21 protein-coding genes are annotated in these 21,026 nt (G+C 64.6%); 9 read left to right on the top strand and 12 right to left on the bottom strand.

What is annotated here, in order from left to right:
- Positions 1-30: 30 nt before the first annotated feature.
- A complete protein-coding gene (locus CBW24_RS17475; RefSeq protein ID WP_097374541.1) occupies positions 31-945 on the top strand; it encodes a LysR family transcriptional regulator in 915 nt (304 codons plus the stop codon).
- A gap of 15 nt (positions 946-960) precedes the next feature.
- On the opposite strand, the gene CBW24_RS17470 is transcribed toward CBW24_RS17475, so the two are convergent.
- From CBW24_RS17470 to CBW24_RS17420, 11 genes are all read right to left on the bottom strand, one after another.
- Complete coding sequence (locus CBW24_RS17470; protein ID WP_097373277.1) at positions 961-1,896, bottom strand: 3,5-dioxohexanoate:acetyl-CoA acetone transferase; 936 nt, start codon at positions 1,894-1,896, stop codon at positions 961-963.
- A 14-nt stretch (positions 1,897-1,910) separates the two neighbouring features.
- Complete coding sequence (locus CBW24_RS17465; RefSeq protein ID WP_088665089.1) at positions 1,911-2,933, bottom strand: branched-chain amino acid ABC transporter permease; 1,023 nt, start codon at positions 2,931-2,933, stop codon at positions 1,911-1,913.
- Complete coding sequence (locus CBW24_RS17460; RefSeq protein WP_309765065.1) at positions 2,930-3,784, bottom strand: branched-chain amino acid ABC transporter permease; 855 nt, start codon at positions 3,782-3,784, stop codon at positions 2,930-2,932. Before CBW24_RS17460 ends, CBW24_RS17465 begins: the two co-directional genes overlap by 4 nt.
- Positions 3,785-3,794: 10 nt before the next feature.
- Positions 3,795-4,502, bottom strand: coding sequence for an ABC transporter ATP-binding protein (locus tag CBW24_RS17455; protein ID WP_088665091.1), 708 nt, complete (start codon positions 4,500-4,502; stop codon positions 3,795-3,797).
- The gene (locus CBW24_RS17450; protein WP_088665092.1) at positions 4,495-5,223 is read right to left on the bottom strand and encodes an ABC transporter ATP-binding protein; all 729 of its coding nucleotides are present in this window, start codon (positions 5,221-5,223) and stop codon (positions 4,495-4,497) included. Before CBW24_RS17450 ends, CBW24_RS17455 begins: the two co-directional genes overlap by 8 nt.
- 108 nt (positions 5,224-5,331) lie before the next feature.
- Complete coding sequence (locus CBW24_RS17445) at positions 5,332-6,612, bottom strand: ABC transporter substrate-binding protein (RefSeq protein ID WP_088665093.1); 1,281 nt, start codon at positions 6,610-6,612, stop codon at positions 5,332-5,334.
- Positions 6,613-6,659: 47 nt separating this feature from the next.
- Positions 6,660-7,586 (bottom strand): 3-hydroxyacyl-CoA dehydrogenase family protein, encoded by a 927-nt coding sequence (locus tag CBW24_RS17440; RefSeq protein WP_097373276.1) that lies wholly within the window; start codon positions 7,584-7,586, stop codon positions 6,660-6,662.
- 3 nt (positions 7,587-7,589) lie between these two features.
- The gene (locus CBW24_RS17435; protein ID WP_088665096.1) at positions 7,590-8,378 is read right to left on the bottom strand and encodes an SDR family NAD(P)-dependent oxidoreductase; all 789 of its coding nucleotides are present in this window, start codon (positions 8,376-8,378) and stop codon (positions 7,590-7,592) included.
- Positions 8,379-8,390: 12 nt separating this feature from the next.
- On the bottom strand, positions 8,391-8,735 hold the full coding sequence (locus CBW24_RS17430; RefSeq protein WP_088665095.1) for a cupin domain-containing protein: 345 nt from the start codon (positions 8,733-8,735) through the stop codon (positions 8,391-8,393).
- Positions 8,736-8,760: 25 nt separating this feature from the next.
- Entirely contained in the window at positions 8,761-9,744 is a 984-nt protein-coding gene (locus tag CBW24_RS17425; protein WP_198405149.1) for an MBL fold metallo-hydrolase, read from the bottom strand.
- 74 nt (positions 9,745-9,818) lie between these two features.
- Positions 9,819-10,655, bottom strand: coding sequence for a cyclase family protein (locus CBW24_RS17420; RefSeq protein WP_198405148.1), 837 nt, complete (start codon positions 10,653-10,655; stop codon positions 9,819-9,821).
- A gap of 255 nt (positions 10,656-10,910) precedes the next feature.
- Between CBW24_RS17420 and CBW24_RS17415 the strand changes: the two genes are divergently transcribed.
- The 6 genes from CBW24_RS17415 to CBW24_RS17390 all read left to right on the top strand — a co-directional run bounded on the left by CBW24_RS17415 (position 10,911) and on the right by CBW24_RS17390 (position 16,685).
- The gene (locus CBW24_RS17415) at positions 10,911-11,627 is read left to right on the top strand and encodes an IclR family transcriptional regulator (RefSeq protein WP_198405294.1); all 717 of its coding nucleotides are present in this window, start codon (positions 10,911-10,913) and stop codon (positions 11,625-11,627) included.
- A gap of 352 nt (positions 11,628-11,979) precedes the next feature.
- Complete coding sequence (locus CBW24_RS17410; RefSeq protein ID WP_097374553.1) at positions 11,980-12,729, top strand: ABC transporter ATP-binding protein; 750 nt, start codon at positions 11,980-11,982, stop codon at positions 12,727-12,729.
- Complete coding sequence (locus CBW24_RS17405; RefSeq protein ID WP_097374539.1) at positions 12,722-13,471, top strand: ABC transporter ATP-binding protein; 750 nt, start codon at positions 12,722-12,724, stop codon at positions 13,469-13,471. The genes CBW24_RS17410 and CBW24_RS17405 overlap by 8 nt, the downstream gene beginning before the upstream one ends.
- Positions 13,472-13,522: 51 nt before the next feature.
- Positions 13,523-14,719, top strand: a complete 1,197-nt coding sequence (locus CBW24_RS17400; RefSeq protein WP_088664505.1) for an ABC transporter substrate-binding protein — start codon at positions 13,523-13,525, stop codon at positions 14,717-14,719.
- Positions 14,720-14,784: 65 nt separating this feature from the next.
- Positions 14,785-15,672: a branched-chain amino acid ABC transporter permease gene (locus tag CBW24_RS17395; protein WP_088664504.1), complete on the top strand. Its 888-nt coding sequence runs from the start codon at positions 14,785-14,787 to the stop codon at positions 15,670-15,672.
- Positions 15,672-16,685, top strand: a complete 1,014-nt coding sequence (locus CBW24_RS17390; protein ID WP_198405293.1) for a branched-chain amino acid ABC transporter permease — start codon at positions 15,672-15,674, stop codon at positions 16,683-16,685. Before CBW24_RS17395 ends, CBW24_RS17390 begins: the two co-directional genes overlap by 1 nt.
- Before the next feature lie 42 nt (positions 16,686-16,727).
- Here CBW24_RS17390 and CBW24_RS17385 read toward each other — a convergent pair whose 3' ends face one another.
- Complete coding sequence (locus CBW24_RS17385) at positions 16,728-17,930, bottom strand: replication initiation protein (RefSeq protein WP_088664503.1); 1,203 nt, start codon at positions 17,928-17,930, stop codon at positions 16,728-16,730.
- A 581-nt stretch (positions 17,931-18,511) separates the two neighbouring features.
- On the opposite strand from CBW24_RS17385, the gene CBW24_RS17380 reads away from it, so the two are divergent.
- Both CBW24_RS17380 and CBW24_RS17375 read left to right on the top strand, forming a co-directional pair.
- Positions 18,512-19,954, top strand: coding sequence for an AAA family ATPase (locus tag CBW24_RS17380; RefSeq protein ID WP_097374538.1), 1,443 nt, complete (start codon positions 18,512-18,514; stop codon positions 19,952-19,954).
- Entirely contained in the window at positions 19,947-21,026 is a 1,080-nt protein-coding gene (locus CBW24_RS17375; RefSeq protein ID WP_097374537.1) for a ParB/RepB/Spo0J family partition protein, read from the top strand. The genes CBW24_RS17380 and CBW24_RS17375 overlap by 8 nt, the downstream gene beginning before the upstream one ends.

The raw sequence follows: 21,026 nt of genomic DNA, 5'->3' as shown, positions 1-21,026 counted from the left end.
TCAAGTTTGTGATATTGATCTGGTTTGGTTATGAAAATCGACCCCCGCCTGTTCCGCTTTCTCTGGGCTATCGAAGAGCATGGCACCTTCATCCGTGCGGCGCGGGCCGAAGGCATCTCGCAGCCCGCCCTGTCGAGCAAAATTGCCATTTTGGAACAACAGCTTGGCACGAAACTCATCGACCGCGGGCGGCACGGCGCGCGGCTTAATTCCTTCGGTCGGCTGCTGTTGCGCCATGCCCGCGCCATCGATGCCATCGTGGACCGCGCGGCGGAGGAGGTCCGCACATCGGTCGAGGGGAGTTCCGGCATGCTGGTTCTGGGCGGCACGCCCATCAGCATGATCGAAATCATCCCCAAATCGCTGGATCAACTGGTGCGCCAGAACGACAACATCCGCGTGTCGCTGGTCGAGGCCGATGACGATATCCTGCTGGATCGCCTGCGGGCGGGCGAGATTGAGCTGATGCTGGGCGGTTTGCTGGCGGGAGAGACCGGCAGCGACATCATCGAATCACCCTTGGTCAACTTCCCCCTGCGGGCGGTGATCGGGCGCGCGAACAAGTTCTGGAACCGGGACGCGATATCGCTCGATGAATTGCTGACGCAGGCCTGGGCATTGCCGGCCTCGGGCAGCGTGATCCGCAGCTATGTCGATGCGATCTTCGTCAATGCGGGCGCGTCGGTCCCGGCCAGCCATTGGTCCTGCTCCAGCATGCATGGGCTAAAGGCGGTGATCCAGCATACGGACCGGGTGACGGTGATGCCCGGCCATGCGCTCGACCTCGAAGAACGGACCGGGGTGCTGAAAACGCTGACGCTGAAGGGCCCGACGAGCAACCGGCGGCTCAACATCCTGCGGATGCGTCACCTGCCCCTGTCGCCCGTCGCGGAAAGCTTCGTGACCCACGTCCGGCGCATGGCCGAAACCATCGCCAGACGCTGATCTTTTCCGGTTTCGTCAAAAATTGACGCGATCACCGCCTTTGAGGGCGAGGATATCGCGGGCTTCGTCTGGGGTTGCGACCTCGCAGCCGAGGTCTTCGACGATGCGCCGGATCTTGGCGACTTGGTGGGCGTTGTTGTCGGCGAGTTTGCCACGGCTGATGAAGAGGCTGTCTTCGAGGCCGACGCGGACATGTCCGCCCATCTGGCTGGCGGTTGTGGCCAGGGTCATCTGCGCGCCGCCCGCGCCCAGCACCGACCAGCGGTAATCGTCGCCAAAGAGCCGGTCGGCGGTGCGTTTCATGAACACCAGATTGTCGACCTCGGGGCCGATCCCGCCCAGGATGCCAAAGATAAACTGGATGAAGATCGGCGCCTTGAAGAGCCCGATATCCATGCAGAATTTCAGGTTATAGAGATGGCCGACATCGTAGCATTCATGCTCGAACTTGATGTCATGGGGGGCCAGTGTCTCGGCGGCCTCGCGGATGTCGCGGAACGTGTTGCGGAAGATGTTGCCATCGGAGTTCGCGACATAGTCCTTCTCCCAGTCGAACTTCCAGTCATCGTCGCCGTAGCGCTTGGCCAGCGGATGGAAGGAGAAGTTCATCGAGCCCATGTTCATCGAACACATCTCGGGCGAGAAGGTCTTGGCCGGCGTGATCCGGTCCTGGATCGACAGGCTCAGCGACCCGCCGGTGGAGATATTGACCACCGCATCGGTGGCCTGCTTGATCCGCGGCAGGAAGGGCTGGAAGTCCTTGGGATCGACCGAGGGCGCGCCCGTGTCATTGTCGCGCGCATGCAGATGCAGGATCGAGGCTCCGGCCTCGGCCGCGGCGACCGCCTGATTGGCGATGTCGTCATAGGTATAGGGCAGCGCGTCGGACATGGTGGGGGTGTGGATGGCGCCGGTGATGGCGCAGGTGATGATCGTCTTCTGGCGGGCCATGAGAGAGGGTCCTTTCAGGTGTCGGTGTCGGTGTCCCGCTCGACGCGATAGCCCAGCGGAAAGAGTTGCAGATCGAACCGGTGCCGGATGAAGCCCCAGATCCCGCGCGGGGCCTTCAGCATCACCACGATCGCCACGAGCCCCAGCACCATCAGATAGACGGTGCCCAGATCGGCGAGGGTCTCGCGCAGGGCAAAGAACACCAGCGTTCCTATGATCGGTCCTTCAAGCGTGCCGATGCCGCCGATCACCACGATAAAGATCACGAAGGCGGTCCAGTCATTCACGCTGAAGGCCGCATCCGGCGAGATCCGCAGCTTTTGCAGAAAGATCAGCGCCCCGATCACCGCCGTCAGCCCCGAGGTCACGACATAGACAAAGAACTTGGTCCGCCAGATGTCGATGCCGAGCGAGGCGGAAGCCAGTTCATTGTCGCGGATCGCGGTCAGCGCCAGCCCCTTGCGGGAGCGCAACAGCAGATAGACGGCGCTGACGACCACCAGCGCGGCGCCAAGCGCCAGCCAGTAGCTCAGCGCCTCGCGCGCCGAACGCCCCTCGGCCATGGACCGCACGATATCGGTGGGCAGCGAGGTGCCGGAGCCACCGCCAAGCGCGGAGATCTGCGCAAAGCTCAGCCGGAACACCTCGGCCATGACCCAGGTGCCGATGGCAAAATACGCCCCCCGCAGCCGGAAGATCAGCGCCGCCACCGGCACCGAGATCGCCGCCCCCAGAACCCCCGCCAGCGCGATCGCCAGCAGCGGCGGCAGCCCCGCGAACATGGTCAGCGCAAACAGCATGTAGCCGCCAAAGCCCACATAGGCCTGCTGGCCCACCGAGACGAGCCCGGCATAGCCCGCCAGCAGGTTCCACAGCGAGGCCAGCGCGAGATAGAGAAAGATCTCCCCCAGCAGCCGCAGATCCGCCCGGCCCGCCCACCACGGCGCGGCGATGAGCAAAACCACGATCACAGCGGCAAGAAGGGCGGCGATGCGCGCGGCGCGCGAGCCGCGGCTGATCCGGATCGACTGGCTCATCCGCTGATCCTCGGGAACAGGCCGTTGGGACGCACGGCGAGAATGACAAGAAAGGCCACATGCCCCGCCAGCAACTGCCAGCCCGGGTTGATGGTGGCGCCGATGGCCTGCGCCACGCCCAGAATGACGCCCCCCGCCAGCGTGCCCCACAGGTTGCCCAGACCGCCGATGATCACCGCCTCGAAGCCAAAGATCAGACGCCCGCCGCCCGCCGCCGGATCAAAGCTGGTGCGGATGCCCAGCAAGATCCCGGCCACGGCGGTCACCGCCAGCGCCAGCGCCATCGCCAGACCGAACACATGCGCCTTGTTCAGACCCATCAGCTGCGCGATGTCCTGATTGTCGGACGTGGCGCGGAACACCCGGCCCAGCGGGGTGCGGTAGAAGGTCCATTGCAGCGCCGCGATCACCGCCACCGCGATGACGAAGGTCAGCACCGGCAGCACCCCCAGCGACAGCGGCCCCAGCATCAGCGACGCGGTCTCCAGCGGGCCCGCATCCAGTTTCTGCGGATCGGCGGAATAGCCTTCGAGCAGCGCGTTCTGCAAGATCACCGACAGCCCGAAGGTCACCAGCAGCGGCGGCAGGATGTCATCGCCCAGCGTCCGGTTCAGCACCAGACGCTGCAGGCAATAGCCGATCCCCGCCATCGCCGGCACCACCACGATCAGCGCCAGCAGCGGATGCACGCCAAGCGCCACGGTCGTGGTCAGACCCAGATAGGCCGCCAGCACGATCAGATCGCCATGGGCGATATTGACCAGCCGCATCACCCCAAAGATCAGCGACAACCCCGCCGCAAAGAGCGCATAAAGCCCCCCCAGCAGCGTGCCTTGCACAAGTGCGTTCATCAGATCCACGTCATGCCACTCCGAAGTAGGCGCGGGTGATCTCCTCGCGCGAGATGCTGTCCGAACGTCCCTCCAGAGACACCCGGCCCTCCTGCAGGCAATAGACCCGCGACGAGACCGACAGCGCCTTGGTGATGTCCTGCTCCACGATGATCGCGCTCATGCCGCCGCCCACGATCCCCGCCAGCGCCGCGTAGATGTCGCGGATGATCACCGGCGCCAGACCGAGGCTGATCTCGTCGAACATGATCAGATCGGGATTGGACATCAGCGCCCGCCCGATCGCCACCATCTGCTGCTGCCCCCCCGACAGCGAGGTCGACGCCTGATGCCGCCGCTCTTCGAGGATCGGGAACAGCTCATAGACCCGGCGCAGGCTCCACGGTCCCGGCCGCCCGACCCGGCCCCCGATCAGCAGGTTCTCCTCGACCGACAGCGACGGGAACAGCTGCCGCCCCTCGGGCACCATCGCCAGACCCATCCGCGCCACCATATCGGGGCGCTCCGCCCCGATCGCCCGGTCGCGGAACCGGATCTGCGCCGCCTCGTTGCGGATCAGCCCCGAGATCGAGCGCAAAAGCGTCGTCTTGCCCGCGCCATTGGCACCGATGATCGCCAGCACCTCGCCCTGCGCCACGGTCATATCCACCCCGTAAAGCGCCTGGAAATCCCCGTAAAAGGCATCGAGCCCGGCAATCGTCAAAATCCGCTCAGGCATCGGCCGCGATCCCCAGATAGATCTCCTGCACCTCGGGGCTCGCCATGATCGCCTTGGGCTCGCCCTCCGCGATCTTGCGCCCGAAGTCGATCACGATCAGACGCTCCACCACCGCCATCAGCGCATGCACCACATGCTCGATCCAGATGATCGACACGCCGCTGGCATGGATCTCCTTGATGGTCTGGATGAGCGACCGGCATTCCGCCTCCGTCAAACCGCCCGCGATCTCGTCGAGCAGCAGCAGACGGGGCTTGGCGCAAAGCGCCCGCGTCAGTTCCAGACGCTTGCGGTTGAGAAGCGTCAGACCCCCCGCCGGCAGATTGGCCTTGTCCAGCAGATGCGTCCGCTCCAGCACCTCCAGACACAACCGCTCCGCCGCATGCCCCGACAGCCCCGCCGATTGCGTCGCCGCGACCATCGCGTTCTCGAACACCGTCATATGGGTGAAGGGCTGCGGCACCTGGAAGCTGCGCGCGATCCCCGCCCGCGACCGGCGCGCGGCGCTGTGGCGGGTGATGTCCTCGCCCGCGAACTCGATCCGCCCGGAGCCCGGCTGCAACGTGCCGGTGATCAGGTTGAACATCGATGTCTTGCCCGCGCCATTGGGCCCCAGAACGCCAAGCGCCTCGCCCTCGGCCAGCCCATAGCTCAGTTCGTCGGCGACCTTCACCGCGCCGAAGGCGCGCGACACGCCGTCGAGTTTCAGGATCTGCGTCATCAAGCCCTCCCCCTGGGGTCATAGCTGCGCCCGGATGCCGCCCAAACGCGGCCGGGTGCGGGAAGCGGCGGCACCCCTATGCCGCCGCCGCCCCCAGATCTGTCCAGATCAGCCCAGAAGCTTCATCTCGCCGGTCAGCGGGATCTGCGGCGCGGCGCTGTTGGCCACGATCTTCAGGTCGTAGCCCTCGGCTTCCTTCTGCCACTGCCCCGCCACCAGCGGCGTCTTCGACACGTTGCGCACAGGCCCCGTGGACCAGTCGACAGGCCCCACGATCGTGTCGAGCTTCGTGCCGCCCACCGCCGCCGCGATGGCCTCGTAATCCTCCAGATCCTCCGCCCGGCGCAGCACATCGGCCACCACCTCGAACAACGCATGCTTGAAGCCGATGGGCTGGGTCCACGGACGGCCCGACGCCGCCGCGTAGCCCTCCGCAAGCTCCCGCGCGCTCGCCCCCGTCAACGACGACGAGAACGGATGCGACGGCGACCACCACACCTCCGAGGACAGGCCATCGCCGCGATCGCCCAGAGCCTCGATCACCGACGGGAACAACAGCGCCTTGCCGATGGTCACGATCTTGGGCGAGAAGCCCTGCTGCGCCGCCTGCGCCCAGAAGGTCGCAAAATCCGGCGCGATCATATTGCCCGTCACGATCTCAGCGCCCACCTCCTTGAAGGCCGCGATATAGGTCGAGAAGTCATCGGTCAGCGGCTGATACCGGCCCGGATCGGTCAGCGCATAGCCCGCCGCCGCCAGCGGCTTGGGCAGGCCCAGTTCCGGATCGCCCCACGCATTGCCATCGGCATCGTTGGGGAACAGGCCGCCCACGACCTTCTGCACCCCGGTCGCGTCCCACATATCGAGGAAGGCCGCGATCACGTCCTCCAGACCCCAGAAGAAGTGATAGGTATAGTCGAACCCCTGCCCCGGCACGCCATTGCGGCCAAAGAAATACGGCTGCCACGGGCAGTCGGTGGTGATGCAGGGCACCTCGTTGATCTCCGCCTGATCGGAGACCGGGTTCACCGTATCGGGGGTCGAGGCCGCCACGATCAGATCGACCTCGTCGCCCAGGATCAGATCCGCGGCCACCTCGGCGGCGCGGTTCGGGTTGGACTGGCTGTCCTTCGAGATGATCTCGACGCTCCAGGTCTTGCCGTTGTTCTCGATCCCGCCGGCAAAGGCCTCCGCCACCGCCTGCAGCACATAGTCATCGGCCTCCGCAAACCCCGCCAAAGGGCCGGTGCGCGGGCTGACATGGCCCACCCGAAGCACCGGGTTGGCCGCATAGGCGCGGGTGCTGCGCAACAGCGCAGGGGCCGCCAAAAGCGCACTGCCCCCCGCCAGAAAGCCGCGGCGCGATGGTGTCTTGAAGATATGTGTCATGAACGTCCTCCCATTCGCCGGTGTATCCCGGCAGCCTTATAAGCCTGTTATTTTTCTAAAATTCCGTCCAGCCTGCGCAGATGCGTGGCGACGCGGGCGCGGGTGGCCTCGGCCTCGGCCTCGGTCCAGCTGCGGAACCCTTCGCCGCTTTTCATGCCCAGCTTGCCGTCTGCGACGAGCTGCGCGAGATAGGGCGACGGTCCTTGGCGGCTTTCGAGATCGAAGAGCACGTTTTCATGGATGTCGAGCGTCAGATCGGTCCCCACCAGATCCGCGTTCTCCAGCGGGCCCAGCACCGCAAGCCGCCGCCCGAAGCACGACTTCACCACCGTGTCCACCGCCTCCGCGTCGCAGATGCCCCGCTCCACAAGGCTCACCGCCTCCCGCCACAGCGCGTGCTGCAACCGGTTGCCGATAAAACCCGGCACGTCCTTTTCCACCAGAACCGGCGTCTTGCCCGCATCCCCCAGCAGCGCCATCATCCGCGCGGCCACCGCCGCATCGGTCCACTCGGTCTTGATGACCTCCACCAGCGGGATCATATGCGGCGGGTTCCACCAATGGGTGCCAAGCGCCCGGTGACGGCCCCGCAGACCCTCCATGATCTTGGTGATCTGGATGACGGACGTGTTCGACGCAAGGATCGCCTCCGCCGGCGCATGCGCCTCCACCTCCGCAAAGATCGCCTGCTTCAGCGGCAGCTTCTCGGGCGCCGCCTCAAACACGAAGGCCGCCTCCCGCACCGCCGGACCCACCGTGTCGAAGAGCTCGATCTTCTTGAGCGTCCGGGCGATCTCGGCCGCGTCCGCGCCCAGCAGCCGCAAACTGTCGGAGATCCGCGCCGGTGCCGATTTGAGCGTCTCCGCATGCGGGTCCGTGATCGCCACATATTGCCCGGCCCGCGCCAGCGTCAGCGCAATCCCGTGCCCCATGAGCCCCGCGCCGATGACGGCGGTCTGAAGGTTCTTTTCCATGCCTCAGCCCGCCGTATAGCCGCCGTCGGCATAAAGAATATGCCCGGTGTAAAAGTCCGACGCCTTCGAGGCGAGAAACAGCAGCGGCCCGGCCAGATCCTCGGGCTCGCCCAGACGCCCCTTCGGCACGCGGGCCAGAAAGCCCTTGCGCACCTCCGCCGCCTTCTCCGTATCCTCGAACATCCACGCCGTCAGCGGCGAGCGGAACACCGTCGGCGCAATCGCGTTCACCGTGATCCCCGTCGGCCCCAGCTCACAGCCAAGCGCCCGGGTGATGCCGTCGGTCGCGGCCTTCGACGCGCAATAGGCCGTGTAGCCCGCAGGATGGCCCAGAAGACCCCGCGCCGAGGACACCAGAACGATCTTGCCGCCGTCCCCTTGCGCCTTCATCTGCGCCGCCGCCGCCCGCGCCAGCAGCCAGCTTTGCGTGACATTCGCATCCATCACGCTTTCGAACGTCTCGGGCGCCATGTCGTTGATCAGCGCCACCTTGTTCATGCCAGACGCAACCACAAGAATGTCGAGCCGCCCATAGGCCTCCACCGCCTGCGCCACCAGACCGTTCACCGTCGCCTCGTCGGAGGGGCGCGCATTGATCGTCGTCACCTCCGCCCCGCCCGTGCGGCACTCCGTGGCGATCTCGTCCAGCGCCTCAGCATTGCCCGCCACCAGCACCAGCTTGCAGCCCGCACCGCCCAGGATGCGCGCCGCCACCATCCCGAACGCCCCGGAGGCCCCCGTGATCAACGCCACCTTGCCCGCCACGTCGAACATCGAAAGGGGGTTTGTCATCGCGCTCATCGCTTACACCTCCGCCGGATAGGGAATGACGACCAGCATCTTGCAGGTGTCCTGACCGCGGTTCTCGATCCGCCGCACCTCGTCCGGCGCGATCGTGCAGCTGTCGAGCCGCCCCAGAACCGTCTCCTCGCCGTCCACGATCACCGTCATCTCGCCTTCGAGCACGACATAGACCTTCTCGAACGGCGTCGCGTCAGGCCCCGCGCCACCCCCCGGCAAAAACTGGCTGTAGCCAACCCACTGGTTGGCCGGGCCGCCCGCCTCGAACCCCTGAAGCCGAAGCCCGTGACACCCAAAGTGATGCGGCGCCTCGTAAGCCTGCGCCTCCTTGAACCGTTTCAAATGCATGACGTCCTCCCTGTTGGCGCCTGGATCAGCGGGTGTCGGCGGTGCCGACGGTGATCTCGTCCCCGATGGTGATGGTCATCAGATCCGCCCCCACCTCGAGCGGGCCGTCATAGCTCTCGCGGGTCTGCGCGATCAGCGCCTCGAGCGAGATGTCAGCCGCCGTCGGCGGGCCGAGGCGCACGATATGGGAATAGACCGCAAGACCCGGCGCGGCGGCGGCAAAGACCTCCCCCGCCTCGACCGGCGAGGTGTGATGCCCCATGATCGCAACGACCGGCGGCGTGTCGGCAATGGCCCCCGCGGCCATGGCGACCTGATGCACCAGAAGATCGGCGCCGGTGGCCGCCTCGATCACCGCCGCTTCCTTCTTGGTGTCCCCGCTCAGAACGACCGTGTGGCCGCCATAGGTGATCTTGTAGCCCACCGCAGGCTCGATCTTCTCGCCGTGGTTCACCGTGAACGCCGTCACCGTGATGCCGTTCTCGTCATAGACGACCCCGTCCTCGGTGAACTCGGTCACATCCCAGGCGACCCCGGCAGGCGGCAGGTTCTGATCCTCGATGCGGATCGCGATATCGGCGGCAAAGGCCGCGCTCAGACCCTCGGTCAACGCGCGCACGCCCGCAGGCCCGGTGATCCGCAACGGATCGGATTTGGCGCCATAAGGCGGCAACCAGGAGGTCAGCCACAGATCCGGCAGGCTGATCAAATGGTCGGAATGGTAATGGGTGAGAAACACCTCATCCACCTCGCCCGGCAGAAGACCCACCTGCCAAAGCCGCTGCACCGCGCCGCGGCCCACGTCGAACAACAGCACCTGCTCCCCCGCCGAGACCAGCGTGGCATAGCCGAACCGGTCCAGCAGCGGCGCCGGCGTGCCGGTGCCCAGCAAGGTGACGACCATCTCCCCCTCGGTGGCGATCACGCTGTCGGCGCTGGCCACCAAAGGCTGCCCCGCCAGAGCAATCGTCGTCAGTGCCGTCGTGATCCTCTGTCTTGCCCTGCGCATCACGCCTCTCCTCCATGGCTGAGTTCAGGTGGAAAAAACGGCCGCCGGTTGCCCGGCGGCCAGTCAGGGAGCGCTCAGAACTCCGCGCCGTCGTCGATGCGGAAGTTCTGAGACTTGTCGATCATCGCCACCAGACGGATGATGCAGCCGTCGCCGCGATCCCAGTTCCACGGGAAGAACGCGAAGGTGCAGCGCTTCCCCGTCACCGCGTCGAGATCGCCGCCGACATTCTCGATGCCCAGAATGCCGTTCTTGAACAGGATGTTATGCACCGGCTCCCATTCGGGGAAATCGTCTTTCCAGTCGCGGCCGCCGGACCATTCCTTATATTCCTGCTCCAGATGCGGCAGCAGCGGCCCGTTGCGCTGCGGGCCGATCGCGGTGGCGAGAGGGTGGTCGTTGGCCTGCGTGTCGTGACCCACGACCTTCACGCCCTTCTCCACCATCCATTCGGCAGCCGAAGACACCAGACCCGGGCAATAGGCAAAATAATCGCCGTCCTCGTAATCATGGTGCCAGCCGGTGTTGATGATCAGCACGTCGCCCTTGCGGATCGCGTGGCCGCAGGCCTTCTCCAGATCCTCGCCGGTGATCGGCTCCCATTTCTTCTTCGGGATCGACACGACCAGACCGGTGCCAAAGAAATGCGGCAGCGGCACCTCGTCGATGAAGGGCGTGCCCTGCACCACATGCGCCGGCGCGTCGATATGGGTGGTCGCGTGCATCGTCGTGGTGATGCGCTGGCTCAGAACGCCCGACTTGGCCATGTAATGGATACGCTCGATCTTGGTATCCTGAAAATACGGCCAGTTCGGGTTCTGGAAACCGAACCGGTGGCTCAGGTTGTAAAACTCCAGCCCCATGTCGTTGTCGGTGTTGGATTGAAACTCGATCCCGCGGATTTCGACCATCGGATGCACCTTCCCTGTGCACCGGCAGCACGCCGGTGTCGCGTTGTGAAAATGTTCAGAGAGCTCCTCCCTCTGTTCCGAATAGTGATACAGCATACCCACATCGCGATCAATGCCCTAGACCACCAGCGCGAGAGTTGCATCGCATCGCGATACATGCCATAGACCCCCCTGACCGGCCCCCATGCGGCCCCGCGGAGAGACCCACCTCAAATGCCTGTAAAAGATGACAAAAAGGAACGCTCCGGCATCCAGGTGATCGCCCGCGCCGCCGCGATCCTGCGCGTCCTGAAAGACGAACGCAGCGGACTCAGCCTCGGACAGATCGCAACCCGCGCCGACCTGCCCCGCTCCACGGTACAAAGAATCACCGGCGCCCTCGCCGCAGAACGCTTCATCATCCAAGACCCCAGAGGCGGCGGCATCCGCCTCGGCCCCGAACTCGGCGCCTTCGCAGAGGCCGCGAACTTCAACATCGTCGAACGCTGCCGCGCCATCCTCAACGACGTCACCCGCGACACCGGAGAAACAACCGACCTCGCCGTCCTGCGCAACGGCGGCATGATCTTCCTCGACCAAGTCCCAGGCCTCCACCGCCTCCGAACCGTCTCCTCCGTCGGAGACGTCTTCCCCCTCACAACAACCGCAAACGGATTGGCGTGCCTCGCAATCATGCCAGGCGAACGGGCCGACGCCCTGTTTGCGCGCGAAACCGGACAGGACCCGGCCTCCGCCGCCGGTCAGGACTTCCACCGCAAGCTGGAGAGCATCCGCGCCGATGGGCTGGCCTATGATCTGGACGAACACACACCGGGAATTTCCGCGATCGGCTTTGCCTTCTGCGATATGAGCGGCAGCTATCACGCGATCTCGGTCCCGGTGCCGACGCTGCGGTTCGACGATATCCGCCCGCAACTGGAAACCACCCTGCGTCAGGCGCGCGCTAAGGTCCTAGCCGACTTCGCGACCTAGGGCCCCCGGTTCGCCGCCCATCCCCGGACCCGCTGCCGTTCCGCCTGGTCCGTGCGCATATCTGTTGGGCAATGCGCCCCGCACGGCCCTGCAAATGCCGCCAAATTGGACAGCGCCGCGGTCCCCCACGACAACGAGCAGCTTACCTCGCGACAAACCTTGACCAAATGGTCCACCCGCTCCTAGGCTCCGATCCAAGGGAGACGCCCCAGCCTTGGCTGCGGGCAGGAGACAACACTGTTCGGGCGGCCACCCAAGGGGGGCCGACGGGGGGGACAGACGTGCCAGAACATCACAGGACAGCTGTGCGCCGCATGCCGGGCGCAGGCGACCCATGCGGGCAGCGCCGCGCATGACCATCGCGTTGAAAGCCGAGGGGCTGACCAAGGAATTTCGCGGCTTCGTCGCGGTCAACAATGTCGATCTGACGGTCGAGGAAGGCACGATCCACGCGCTGATCGGGCCCAATGGTGCAGGCAAGACGACGTGCTTCAACCTGCTGACCAAATTCCTCCAACCGACCCGGGGCACCATCACCTATCAGGGCCGCGACATCACCCGGATGAAGCCCGCCGATATCGCGCGGCTGGGGCTGGTGCGGTCGTTTCAGATTTCGGCGGTGTTTCCCGATCTGAGCGTGCTGCAAAACGTCCGCGTCGCCTTGCAGCGCCAGCGCGGCGAAAGCTACGATTTCTGGCGCTCGGAAAAATCGCTCAACCGGTTTGACGACGCCGCCCGCGCCCATATCGACGAGGTCGGGCTGTCGGAATTCGTCGATCACCGAGCGGGGGAGCTGCCCTATGGACGCAAACGCGCGCTGGAGATCGCCGCGACCCTGGCGCTGGACCCCAAGATGCTGCTGCTGGATGAGCCGATGGCCGGGATGACGCAGGAGGATGTGGACCGCATTTCCGCACTGATCCGTCAGGTCGCGCAAAGCCGCACGATCCTGATGGTGGAGCATAACCTGTCGGTGGTCGCCAACCTGTCGGACCGGATCACCGTTCTGGCGCGGGGCGAGATCCTCGCCGAAGGCAACTATGCCCAGATTTCCAAGGCCCCCGAGGTGATCGAGGCCTATATCGGAGCCGGCCATGACTGACACCGCGCCCCACACCGCATCTACCGCGCCGCGCGCCGGCACCACACCGTTGTTGCAGGTCAACGGCCTGCAAGGCTGGTATGGCGAAAGCCACGTCCTCCACGGCATCGATTTCCATGTCAACGCGGGCGAGGTGGTGACGCTTCTGGGCCGCAATGGCGCGGGCAAGACATCGACACTGCTGGGCATCATGGGCATGTTGCCGCGCCGTGACGGCTCGGTCGTGTTTGACGGGGCGGAAACGATCCGCCTGCAACCGCGCCAGATCGCACGCCAAGGCATCGCCATCTGCCCGGAGGAACGCGGCATCTTCGCCTCGCTCAATGTCGAGGAAAACTTGACGCTGCCGCCGCAGATCGCCGAAGGCGGGCTAAGCATCGACCGCATCTACGACCTGTTCCCGAACCTGAAGGAACGGCGCCGGTCGCAGGGCACGAAACTGTCGGGCGGCGAGCAGCAGATGCTGGCCATTGCGCGCATCCTGCGCACCGGCGCGAAATTTCTATTGCTGGATGAACCGACCGAGGGGCTTGCCCCGGTCATCGTCCAGCAGATCGGCCGCACCATCGGCGCGCTAAAGAAGGAAGGGTTCACCATCATTCTGGTGGAACAGAACTTCCGCTTCGCCGCGTCGGTCGCGGACCGCCATTACGTCGTCGAGCAGGGACGGGTGATCGACATGATCCCCAATGAGGAGCTCGACGCCAACATGGACAAGTTGCACGGCTATCTGGGCGTGTGACCGTCACCGACCGGCGGCTGTGGCCGCGGTCACAACAGGGAGAGAACCACAATGATCAGGAAGCTTGCTATCGGCACGGCGCTCGGCGCGCTGAGCGCGGGGGGCGCCTTCGCCCAGGACATCGACGTCAAGCTCGGCGTGCTCAATGACCGCTCTGGCGTGTATGCCGACCTTTCCGGCGAAGGTTCGGTGGTCGCGGCGCGCATGGCGGTCGAAGATTTCGGTGCCGCGGAGAAGGGCCTTAACGTCGAAATCATCTCGGCGGACCACCAGAACAAGCCCGACATCGGCTCCAACATCGCGCGGCAGTGGTATGATGAGGAAGGCGTGAACGCCATTCTCGACGTGCCCACCTCCTCCGTCGCGCTGGCCGTGGCTGACATCACCGCCGAAAAGGGTGGCGTGCTGATCGACAGCGGCGCGGGCTCCACCTCGCTCACCCGCGAGCAGTGCCGCCCGACGACGATCCACTGGACCTACGACACCGCCGCGCTGGCGGCGGGCACCGGCAAGGAAATGACCAATGCCGGCGGCAAGAAATGGTTCTTCCTCACTGCCGATTACGCGTTTGGTCACTCGCTTGAGGAAAACACCGCCGCCGTGGTCGAAGAAAACGGCGGTGAAGTCGTCGGCACCATCGACGTGCCCTTCCCCGCCTCTGATTTCTCGTCCTTCCTGTTGCAGGCACAGGGCAGCGGCGCGGATGTGATCGGTCTGGCCAATGCGGGCGGCGACACCGTCAACGCCATCAAGCAGGCCGCCGAATTTGGCATCACGCAGGCCGGGCAGCAGCTTGCTGCGCTGTTGTTCTTCATCACCGATGTGAACGCCCTTGGCGCGCAGACCGCGCAGGGCCTGTCCCTGACCGAAGCGTTCTATTGGGATCAGACCGACGAGACCCGCGAATGGTCCGCCCGGTTCGAAGAACAGCACGGTGCGAAACCGACCATGGTGCATGCCGGCGTCTATTCCGGCACGATGCATTACCTGCAAGCCGTGGCGGAGCTTGGCTCCACCGAAGGCGAGGCGGTCGCCGCCAAGATGAAAGAGACGAAGTTCGACGACCCGCTCTTTGGCGAAGGCTATGTCCGGGCCGATGGCCGCGTGATCCACGACATGTATCTGTTCCAGGTCAAAACGCCCGACGAATCCACCGGCGAGTGGGATCTCTATAAGCAGATCGCCCAGATCGACGGCGAAGAAGCATTCCTGCCGATGCTGGAAGAATGCGATTTCTCCAAGCAGTGATTTGAAACCCGCCGCCGCCCGCAATCCTGCCGGGCGGCGGCATCTTCTTCAGTGAGGCAGCACCAATGTTCGAGCTTCTGGGCATTCCCCCGCAGGTCCTGATGGGACAGCTTCTGCTGGGGCTCATCAACGGCGCCTTCTATGCGATCCTGTCGCTGGGGCTGGCGGTGATCTTCGGCCTGCTCAACATCATCAATTTCGCCCATGGCGCGCTCTATATGGCGGGGGCTTTCGTCGCGTGGATGCTGCTGACCTATCTGGGCATCGGCTACTGGCCCGCGCTTGTCCTTGCGCCCCTGATCGTCGGCGGGTTCGGCATCTTGCTGGAACGCACCATGCTGGCGCGGCTCTATCGGCTCGATCACCTTTATGGGTTGCTGCTGACCTTTGGCTTGGCGCTGATCATTCAGGGCCTGTTCCGCAATTACTACGGCATCTCCGGCCTGCCCTATCAGATCCCCGCCGCGCTGTCGGGTGGGCAGAACCTTGGCTTCATGTTCCTGCCGAACTACCGCGCATGGGTCGTCGTGGCCTCTGTCGTGGTGTGTTTCGGCACATGGTTCATGATCGAGAAAACCCGCCTTGGCGCCTATCTGCGTGCCGCCACCGAAAACCCCGCCCTTGTCGGCGCATTCGGGATCAACGTGCCGCTGCTCATCACCCTGACCTACGGGTTCGGCGTGGCGCTGGCCGGGTTCGCGGGCGTGCTGGCCGCGCCGATCTATTCGGTCAATCCCAATATGGGCGCGGACCTCATCATCGTGGTCTTTGCGGTCGTCGTGATCGGGGGCATGGGCTCCATCATGGGGGCAATCGTGACCGGCTACATGCTTGGCATCGTCGAGGGCCTGACCCGTGTCTTCTACCCCGAGGGATCGGCTGTGGTGATCTTTGTCATCATGGCGATCGTCCTGCTCATCAAGCCCGAAGGGCTGTTCGGAAAGGCCGCGTGATGACCACCGAAACCCACGCCCCCGCGACCGAAACCGATGCGCGCGCGACCGCGCCCCGGCCCTCGCGCAGCCACACGACCGAAGGCGGCATGCCGCGCCTGCATAAGATCATCTTTGCGGTGCTGCTGCTGTTCCTCGTGGCGCTGCCCTTCGCGGTCTATCCGATCTTCGCGATGAAGGTGATGTGCTTTGCGCTCTTTGCCGCCGCGTTCAATCTGTTGCTCGGCTTCGGGGGGCTGCTCTCCTTTGGCCATGCCGCCTATTTCGGCGGGGCCAGCTATGTCGCTGCCCACGCGGCCAAGGTCTGGGGCCTCACACCTGAACTGTCGATCCTCGCCGGAACCGCCGCCGCCGCGTTCCTCGGTCTGGTGATCGGGTCGCTATCGATCCGGCGTCAGGGCATCTATTTCGCGATGGTCACGCTCGCCTTTGCGCAGATGGTCTATTTCCTTGCGCTGCAACTGCCCTTCACCGGCGGCGAAGACGGCATCCAATCCGTGCCGCGCGGGAAGCTGTTCGGGCTGATCTCGCTGGAAAACAACATCGCGCTCTACTTCTTTGTGCTCGCCATCACCTTTGGCGGCATTCTGTTTCTCTACCGCATCGTGCATTCGCCCTTTGGGCAGGTGCTGAAGGCGATCCGCGAAAATGAGCCGCGCGCCATTTCGCTGGGCTACAATGTCAGCCGCTACAAACTGATCGTCTTCGTGCTGTCGGCCACCTTTGCCGGGCTGGCAGGCGCCACGAAAAGTCAGGTATTTCAGTTGGCCTCCCTCACCGATGTGCATTGGTCCATGTCGGGCGAGGTCGTGCTGATGACCCTGCTCGGCGGGATGGGCACGATTTTCGGGCCGCTGCTCGGCGGGGCGATGATCGTCACGATGCAGAACTATCTGGCCAGTTTCGGCGCATGGGTGACGGTGACGCAGGGCGTGATCTTTGTGCTGGGCGTGCTGCTCTTCCGCGAAGGCATCATCGGCGTGCTGTCGCGCTGGTTCAAACGCCCGCTCTGATCGGTCGCGGCAGGGCGCGCAGATTGCACGCGCCCTGCCCGCTCACTCCGCCTCGGCAAAGGCTTCGGGGTTCAGATCTTCCCAAAATGCCTTGATCGCGCGCGTGTTCAGCGCCGACATCCAGCCATGCCGTTCGAAATCCGCGCGGTGGTTCGGATCGGTCAGTTGCCGCAGAAACAGCCGCTTGTCGGCATCGCGCTGGGTCGGGGTCCGGGCCTCGACAAGGCGCATCACCCGCGCCAGATCCGCCGCGCGACCGCTCAGCGGCGGTGGCGCGGGGGTGTCCTCCGGCCCGCCGAACCCCTCGCGCAGCGCCGCCGTCAGATAGCCCACCGGGCTTTTCACCCCCCCCTGCCCCGCCACGAAATCCATCTTGGCCGCGACCTGTTCTTCACCATGCTGCGACAGCCATTGCTTGGCCAGCCGGTCGCTGACGCCCAGATCCCGCAGCCGCCGGTAGACCGCCCCATTGCGCAGCCCTTCGCCGTCGTCGATGTCGAGGATCGCCAGTTGCGGGTTCTCCTTGATCAGGAACCGGATCTCGCTCACCACCCGGCCCCGCTTGCGCGTCTCGGGCGTGACAAGGATGTTCGAGGTCTTGTTCACCTCTGCCACCGCCGGTTTGATGACCTTGGCGTTGAGATGCTTGAACGTTTCGTAATAGGCCGACCCATCAACCCCCATCAGCCGTCGGAACAGATCAAGCGGCCACCACCCGGTGCTGCCCGTCCGCACGAAACGATAGCAGTTCTCGTAGAGCGCCAGCGCATGTCCGCTGGTGAACCGCCGCTGGATGTTCAGGTTGATCAGCGCAAAGACCTTCGGGTCGTGCAGCTTCTCCGCTAGCGCCGGGGAATACGCATATTCGCAGATCCCGCCCTTTAGCTTGGCGTAGCTCAACAGCGACGAAACCCCCCATTCCTGCCGGCCCTTGTCATCGAGCATGTCCCATTCGGCGACCGTCTCGGCCAAGCCGCGCAGGGACTGTTTCAGCGTCTCCATGTCGTTCGAATTGTAGCCGATCATCAGGCATAGGGTGCGGGCGTCGATCTCATGCTTGGGCTTGGTGCTCAACGTGTCATAGGCGTTCAGCAGCAGCACGTTCGACAATTTGCGCTGAAGCAGCGTCAGCTTCCCCGATACATGGATCGCGGCCACGTTCTTTTTGACTGAGCCACGGCGCAGCGCTCCGCTCAGCTTCTCGGTCGGAATGTCCTGCATCGCTGCCTCGCCCGCTCGCGGCATCGCCACGTCCTCACCATCTTGCCTCGTGCCGGTCGCCTCTCACGGGTGACTCGGGTGGCGGTATGATGACCGCGCAGGAACCTTGTGACAAGTCCCCGATGGGTGCCTTTCATCCGTAATCCCCGCCCCCGCAAACGGGTGCCTCTGGCGAAATGCCCGATGTTCAGGAACCCGGATACGGGATCGCCCGGTCGCATCATCCGGCCTGCACAGGCCGTAAACAGGTCATGGAGAGTCAAAACAGGCTCTAATCAAGCCGAACCCGGACTCGGGTGCGCGAAACCCTGCGAATCGGCACCCCTGCCCCCGTATCCGGGCACCCACGATCCCGCAGCGGGGTGCCCTTCATCCTGTATCCGGAGACCTATCGGCGCATAGTGCTTTGAATCGACGGCGTTTTCTGAGGGCAAAGACTCTAAATATCCTAAAGAATCTACAATCTTTCTGACGATGATTTTCTATCAGATCGGTTGATTAGAGCCGTTTTAGGGTTTCGCATGCGAAACCTGATTCACTAACGCCCGTCCATGTGCGATAGTTTCGCAAAAATCCGCGAGAGACGCGAACATCATCGAGGCGACATGACATCATCGAGCAAAACTGACCAACCCCCGTATTTCAACATTGATCCGGCCAAGGCCGCGGCGGGTCTGTCCCAGCCTATCGACACCGCCCGCTTTGCGAAAGCCGCCGCATTCGCTGCAAAGGGGCGCGATGATCTGGCCCGGCGCGGCTATGCCCCCGACGGGCGCAAACGTCTGCGCCGGTTTTCGACATGGGAGGTCTGCCGCTACCTGATCCCCGTCGCCCCCGCCCATTTCCGCCGGGTGCTGAAGGCGCATCCCGATCTGCCGCAGGGCACCGGCGAGGGCAATTCGAAGTGGTTCACCCTCGAAGACGTCCTGCGCCTGCGCGACCACTTCGCAGCCGAGGGCGTGGCGTCCCGCGAATACCGCCCCTGGCGGCCCGAAGGCCTGCCCGCCAAGGTCATCGCCGTCGCGAACTTCAAAGGCGGCGTGGGCAAAACCTCGACCGCCGCGCATCTGGCGATGTCCGCCGCGCTCGACGGCTACCGCGTGTTGGTGATCGATCTCGACAGTCAGGGGTCGATGACCTCCATCATGGGCGGGCAGGTGTCGGACGAATGGCAGACCGCCTTCCCGCTGCTGGCCAAGGATTACGCCCAGCATGTCGAGGCCGAAAACCGGGTGCGCGAGGCCGAGGGGCTAAGCCCCCTGCCCTTTGACGAGACGCTGTCCGAGGCGCGGCAGGTTTCGGCGCGCGACATCATCCAGCCGACCCACTGGCCGAATATCGATCTGATCGGCGCGCAGCTCAATCTCTACTGGGCCGAATTTCAAGTGCCGGTCTGGCGGATGCAGCTGCGCAGCTGGCCGCTCTGGGATGCGCTCACCTCCTGCCTGGAGGATGAGAACCTGCTCAACGAATATGACATCGTTCTGCTGGATACGCCGCCCGCGCTTGGCTATCTGACCATCAATGCGCTGGCCGCGGCGGATATCCTGCTGGTGCCTCTGGGCGCGTCGTTTCTGGAGTTCGACTCCACGGGCCGCTTCTTCGACATGCTCTATTCCACCTTCGCCAGTATCGAGGACGGCGAAAACGCCGCGCGCCGCCGCGATGGCCTGCCGGAGATGCGGTTTGAATGGGATGCGGTGCGCGCGCTGGTGACCCGTTTCGATGCGAACCAGCAGACCGACCTCGCCAATGTGATCCAAGCCTATTTCGGCGATTTCATGACCACCTACCGGCAGGAATTCACCGCCATGGTCGGGCAGGCGGGCGAGCAGGTGAACGGCATCTACGAGGCCGATTACCGCGAGTATAACCGCGACACCTATGTCCGGGGGCGGGAGACCTTTGATCGGACATGGGCCGAGGTGAAGGAGGTTCTGCTGGGCACATGGTGGCGCGATCAGCAGATGGCGAATGCCGAGGCCGAGGCCACGGACCCGACACAGACCACGCAGGATACCCCGACGGAGGACCGCACCAATGGCTAAACGCAAACGTCTGGAAGCCCCGAGCACCGATGACCTGAGCCGCATCGAGGCCGAGTATCGCAGCGAAACCCGCGACCGCGGCGCGCTTGCGCCCATCGCGCAGGTTGCCGCTGACAGTGCCCGCGCGGGCCATGTGCAAACCTCCGAGGCGCGGGAGGCGCAGGCCCGGGACCGCTCCGACGCCGAAGCGCTGCGCGCGGCGCGGGACAAGGGTCTGGTGATGCTCGACCTGCCGCTGGCCGAGATCGACGCAGACGACATGATGCGCGACCGCATCGCGCTGGATGATGAGGAAATGGCCGAACTGCGCCATTCGATTTCCGAACACGGCCTGCGCCTGCCGATCGAGGTTTACGCGCTGCCCACGCCAAAGGGGGATCAACGCTACGGATTAATTTCGGGTTATCGCCGTCTGCTTGCAGTGCGGGCCTTGCTGGCGATGACGGGGGAGGCCCGGTTCGCCACGATCCGTGCGGTGCTGACTGCGCCCGCGACGATGGGCGAGGCCTTTGTCGCGATGGTTGAGGAAAACGAAATCCGCTCCGGGCTCAGCCATTTCGAGCGCGGGCGCGTAGCGGTTCTGGCTGCGCAGACCGATGGCTTTGCCGACACCGAGGATGCGATCGAGCGCCTGTTCGCAAGCGCGTCCAAGGCGAAACGCTCGAAGGTCCGCGGCTTTGCCCTGATCTTCGAGGAGCTGGGCGATCTGATCGCATTCCCCAAGGCGCTGAACGAGCGGCGCGGATTGCGGATCGCGCAGGCGCTACGCAGCGGCGGGGCAGGGGCCTTGCGCGATGTTCTGGCCGCCGCTGAGCGCACGGATGCGGAGGCCGAATGGGAAGCGCTGGAGAATGTGCTGAAGGAGATCGAGGCCGGGCCGACGGACCCCCGCCGTGGTGGCCGCCCCAAGGCCGAGAAGCCCGCGCCTGTGGTGGTTCGGATCGATGACGCGGTTAATGTCTGGGCCGATGAGGATGAGCAGGGTCCGATGATCCGCCTGCCCAAAGGCACAAGCCCGCTGATCGTTCAGGCATTCATCATGGATCTGAAGCGGATTGTTGAGAACGGGTGA

The sequence above is a fragment of the Pacificitalea manganoxidans genome (assembly GCF_002504165.1).
Taxonomy (GTDB): domain Bacteria; phylum Pseudomonadota; class Alphaproteobacteria; order Rhodobacterales; family Rhodobacteraceae; genus Pacificitalea; species Pacificitalea manganoxidans.
Note: the sequence above shows the minus strand (reverse complement) of the source record. Positions and strands in the feature narration are given on the sequence as shown.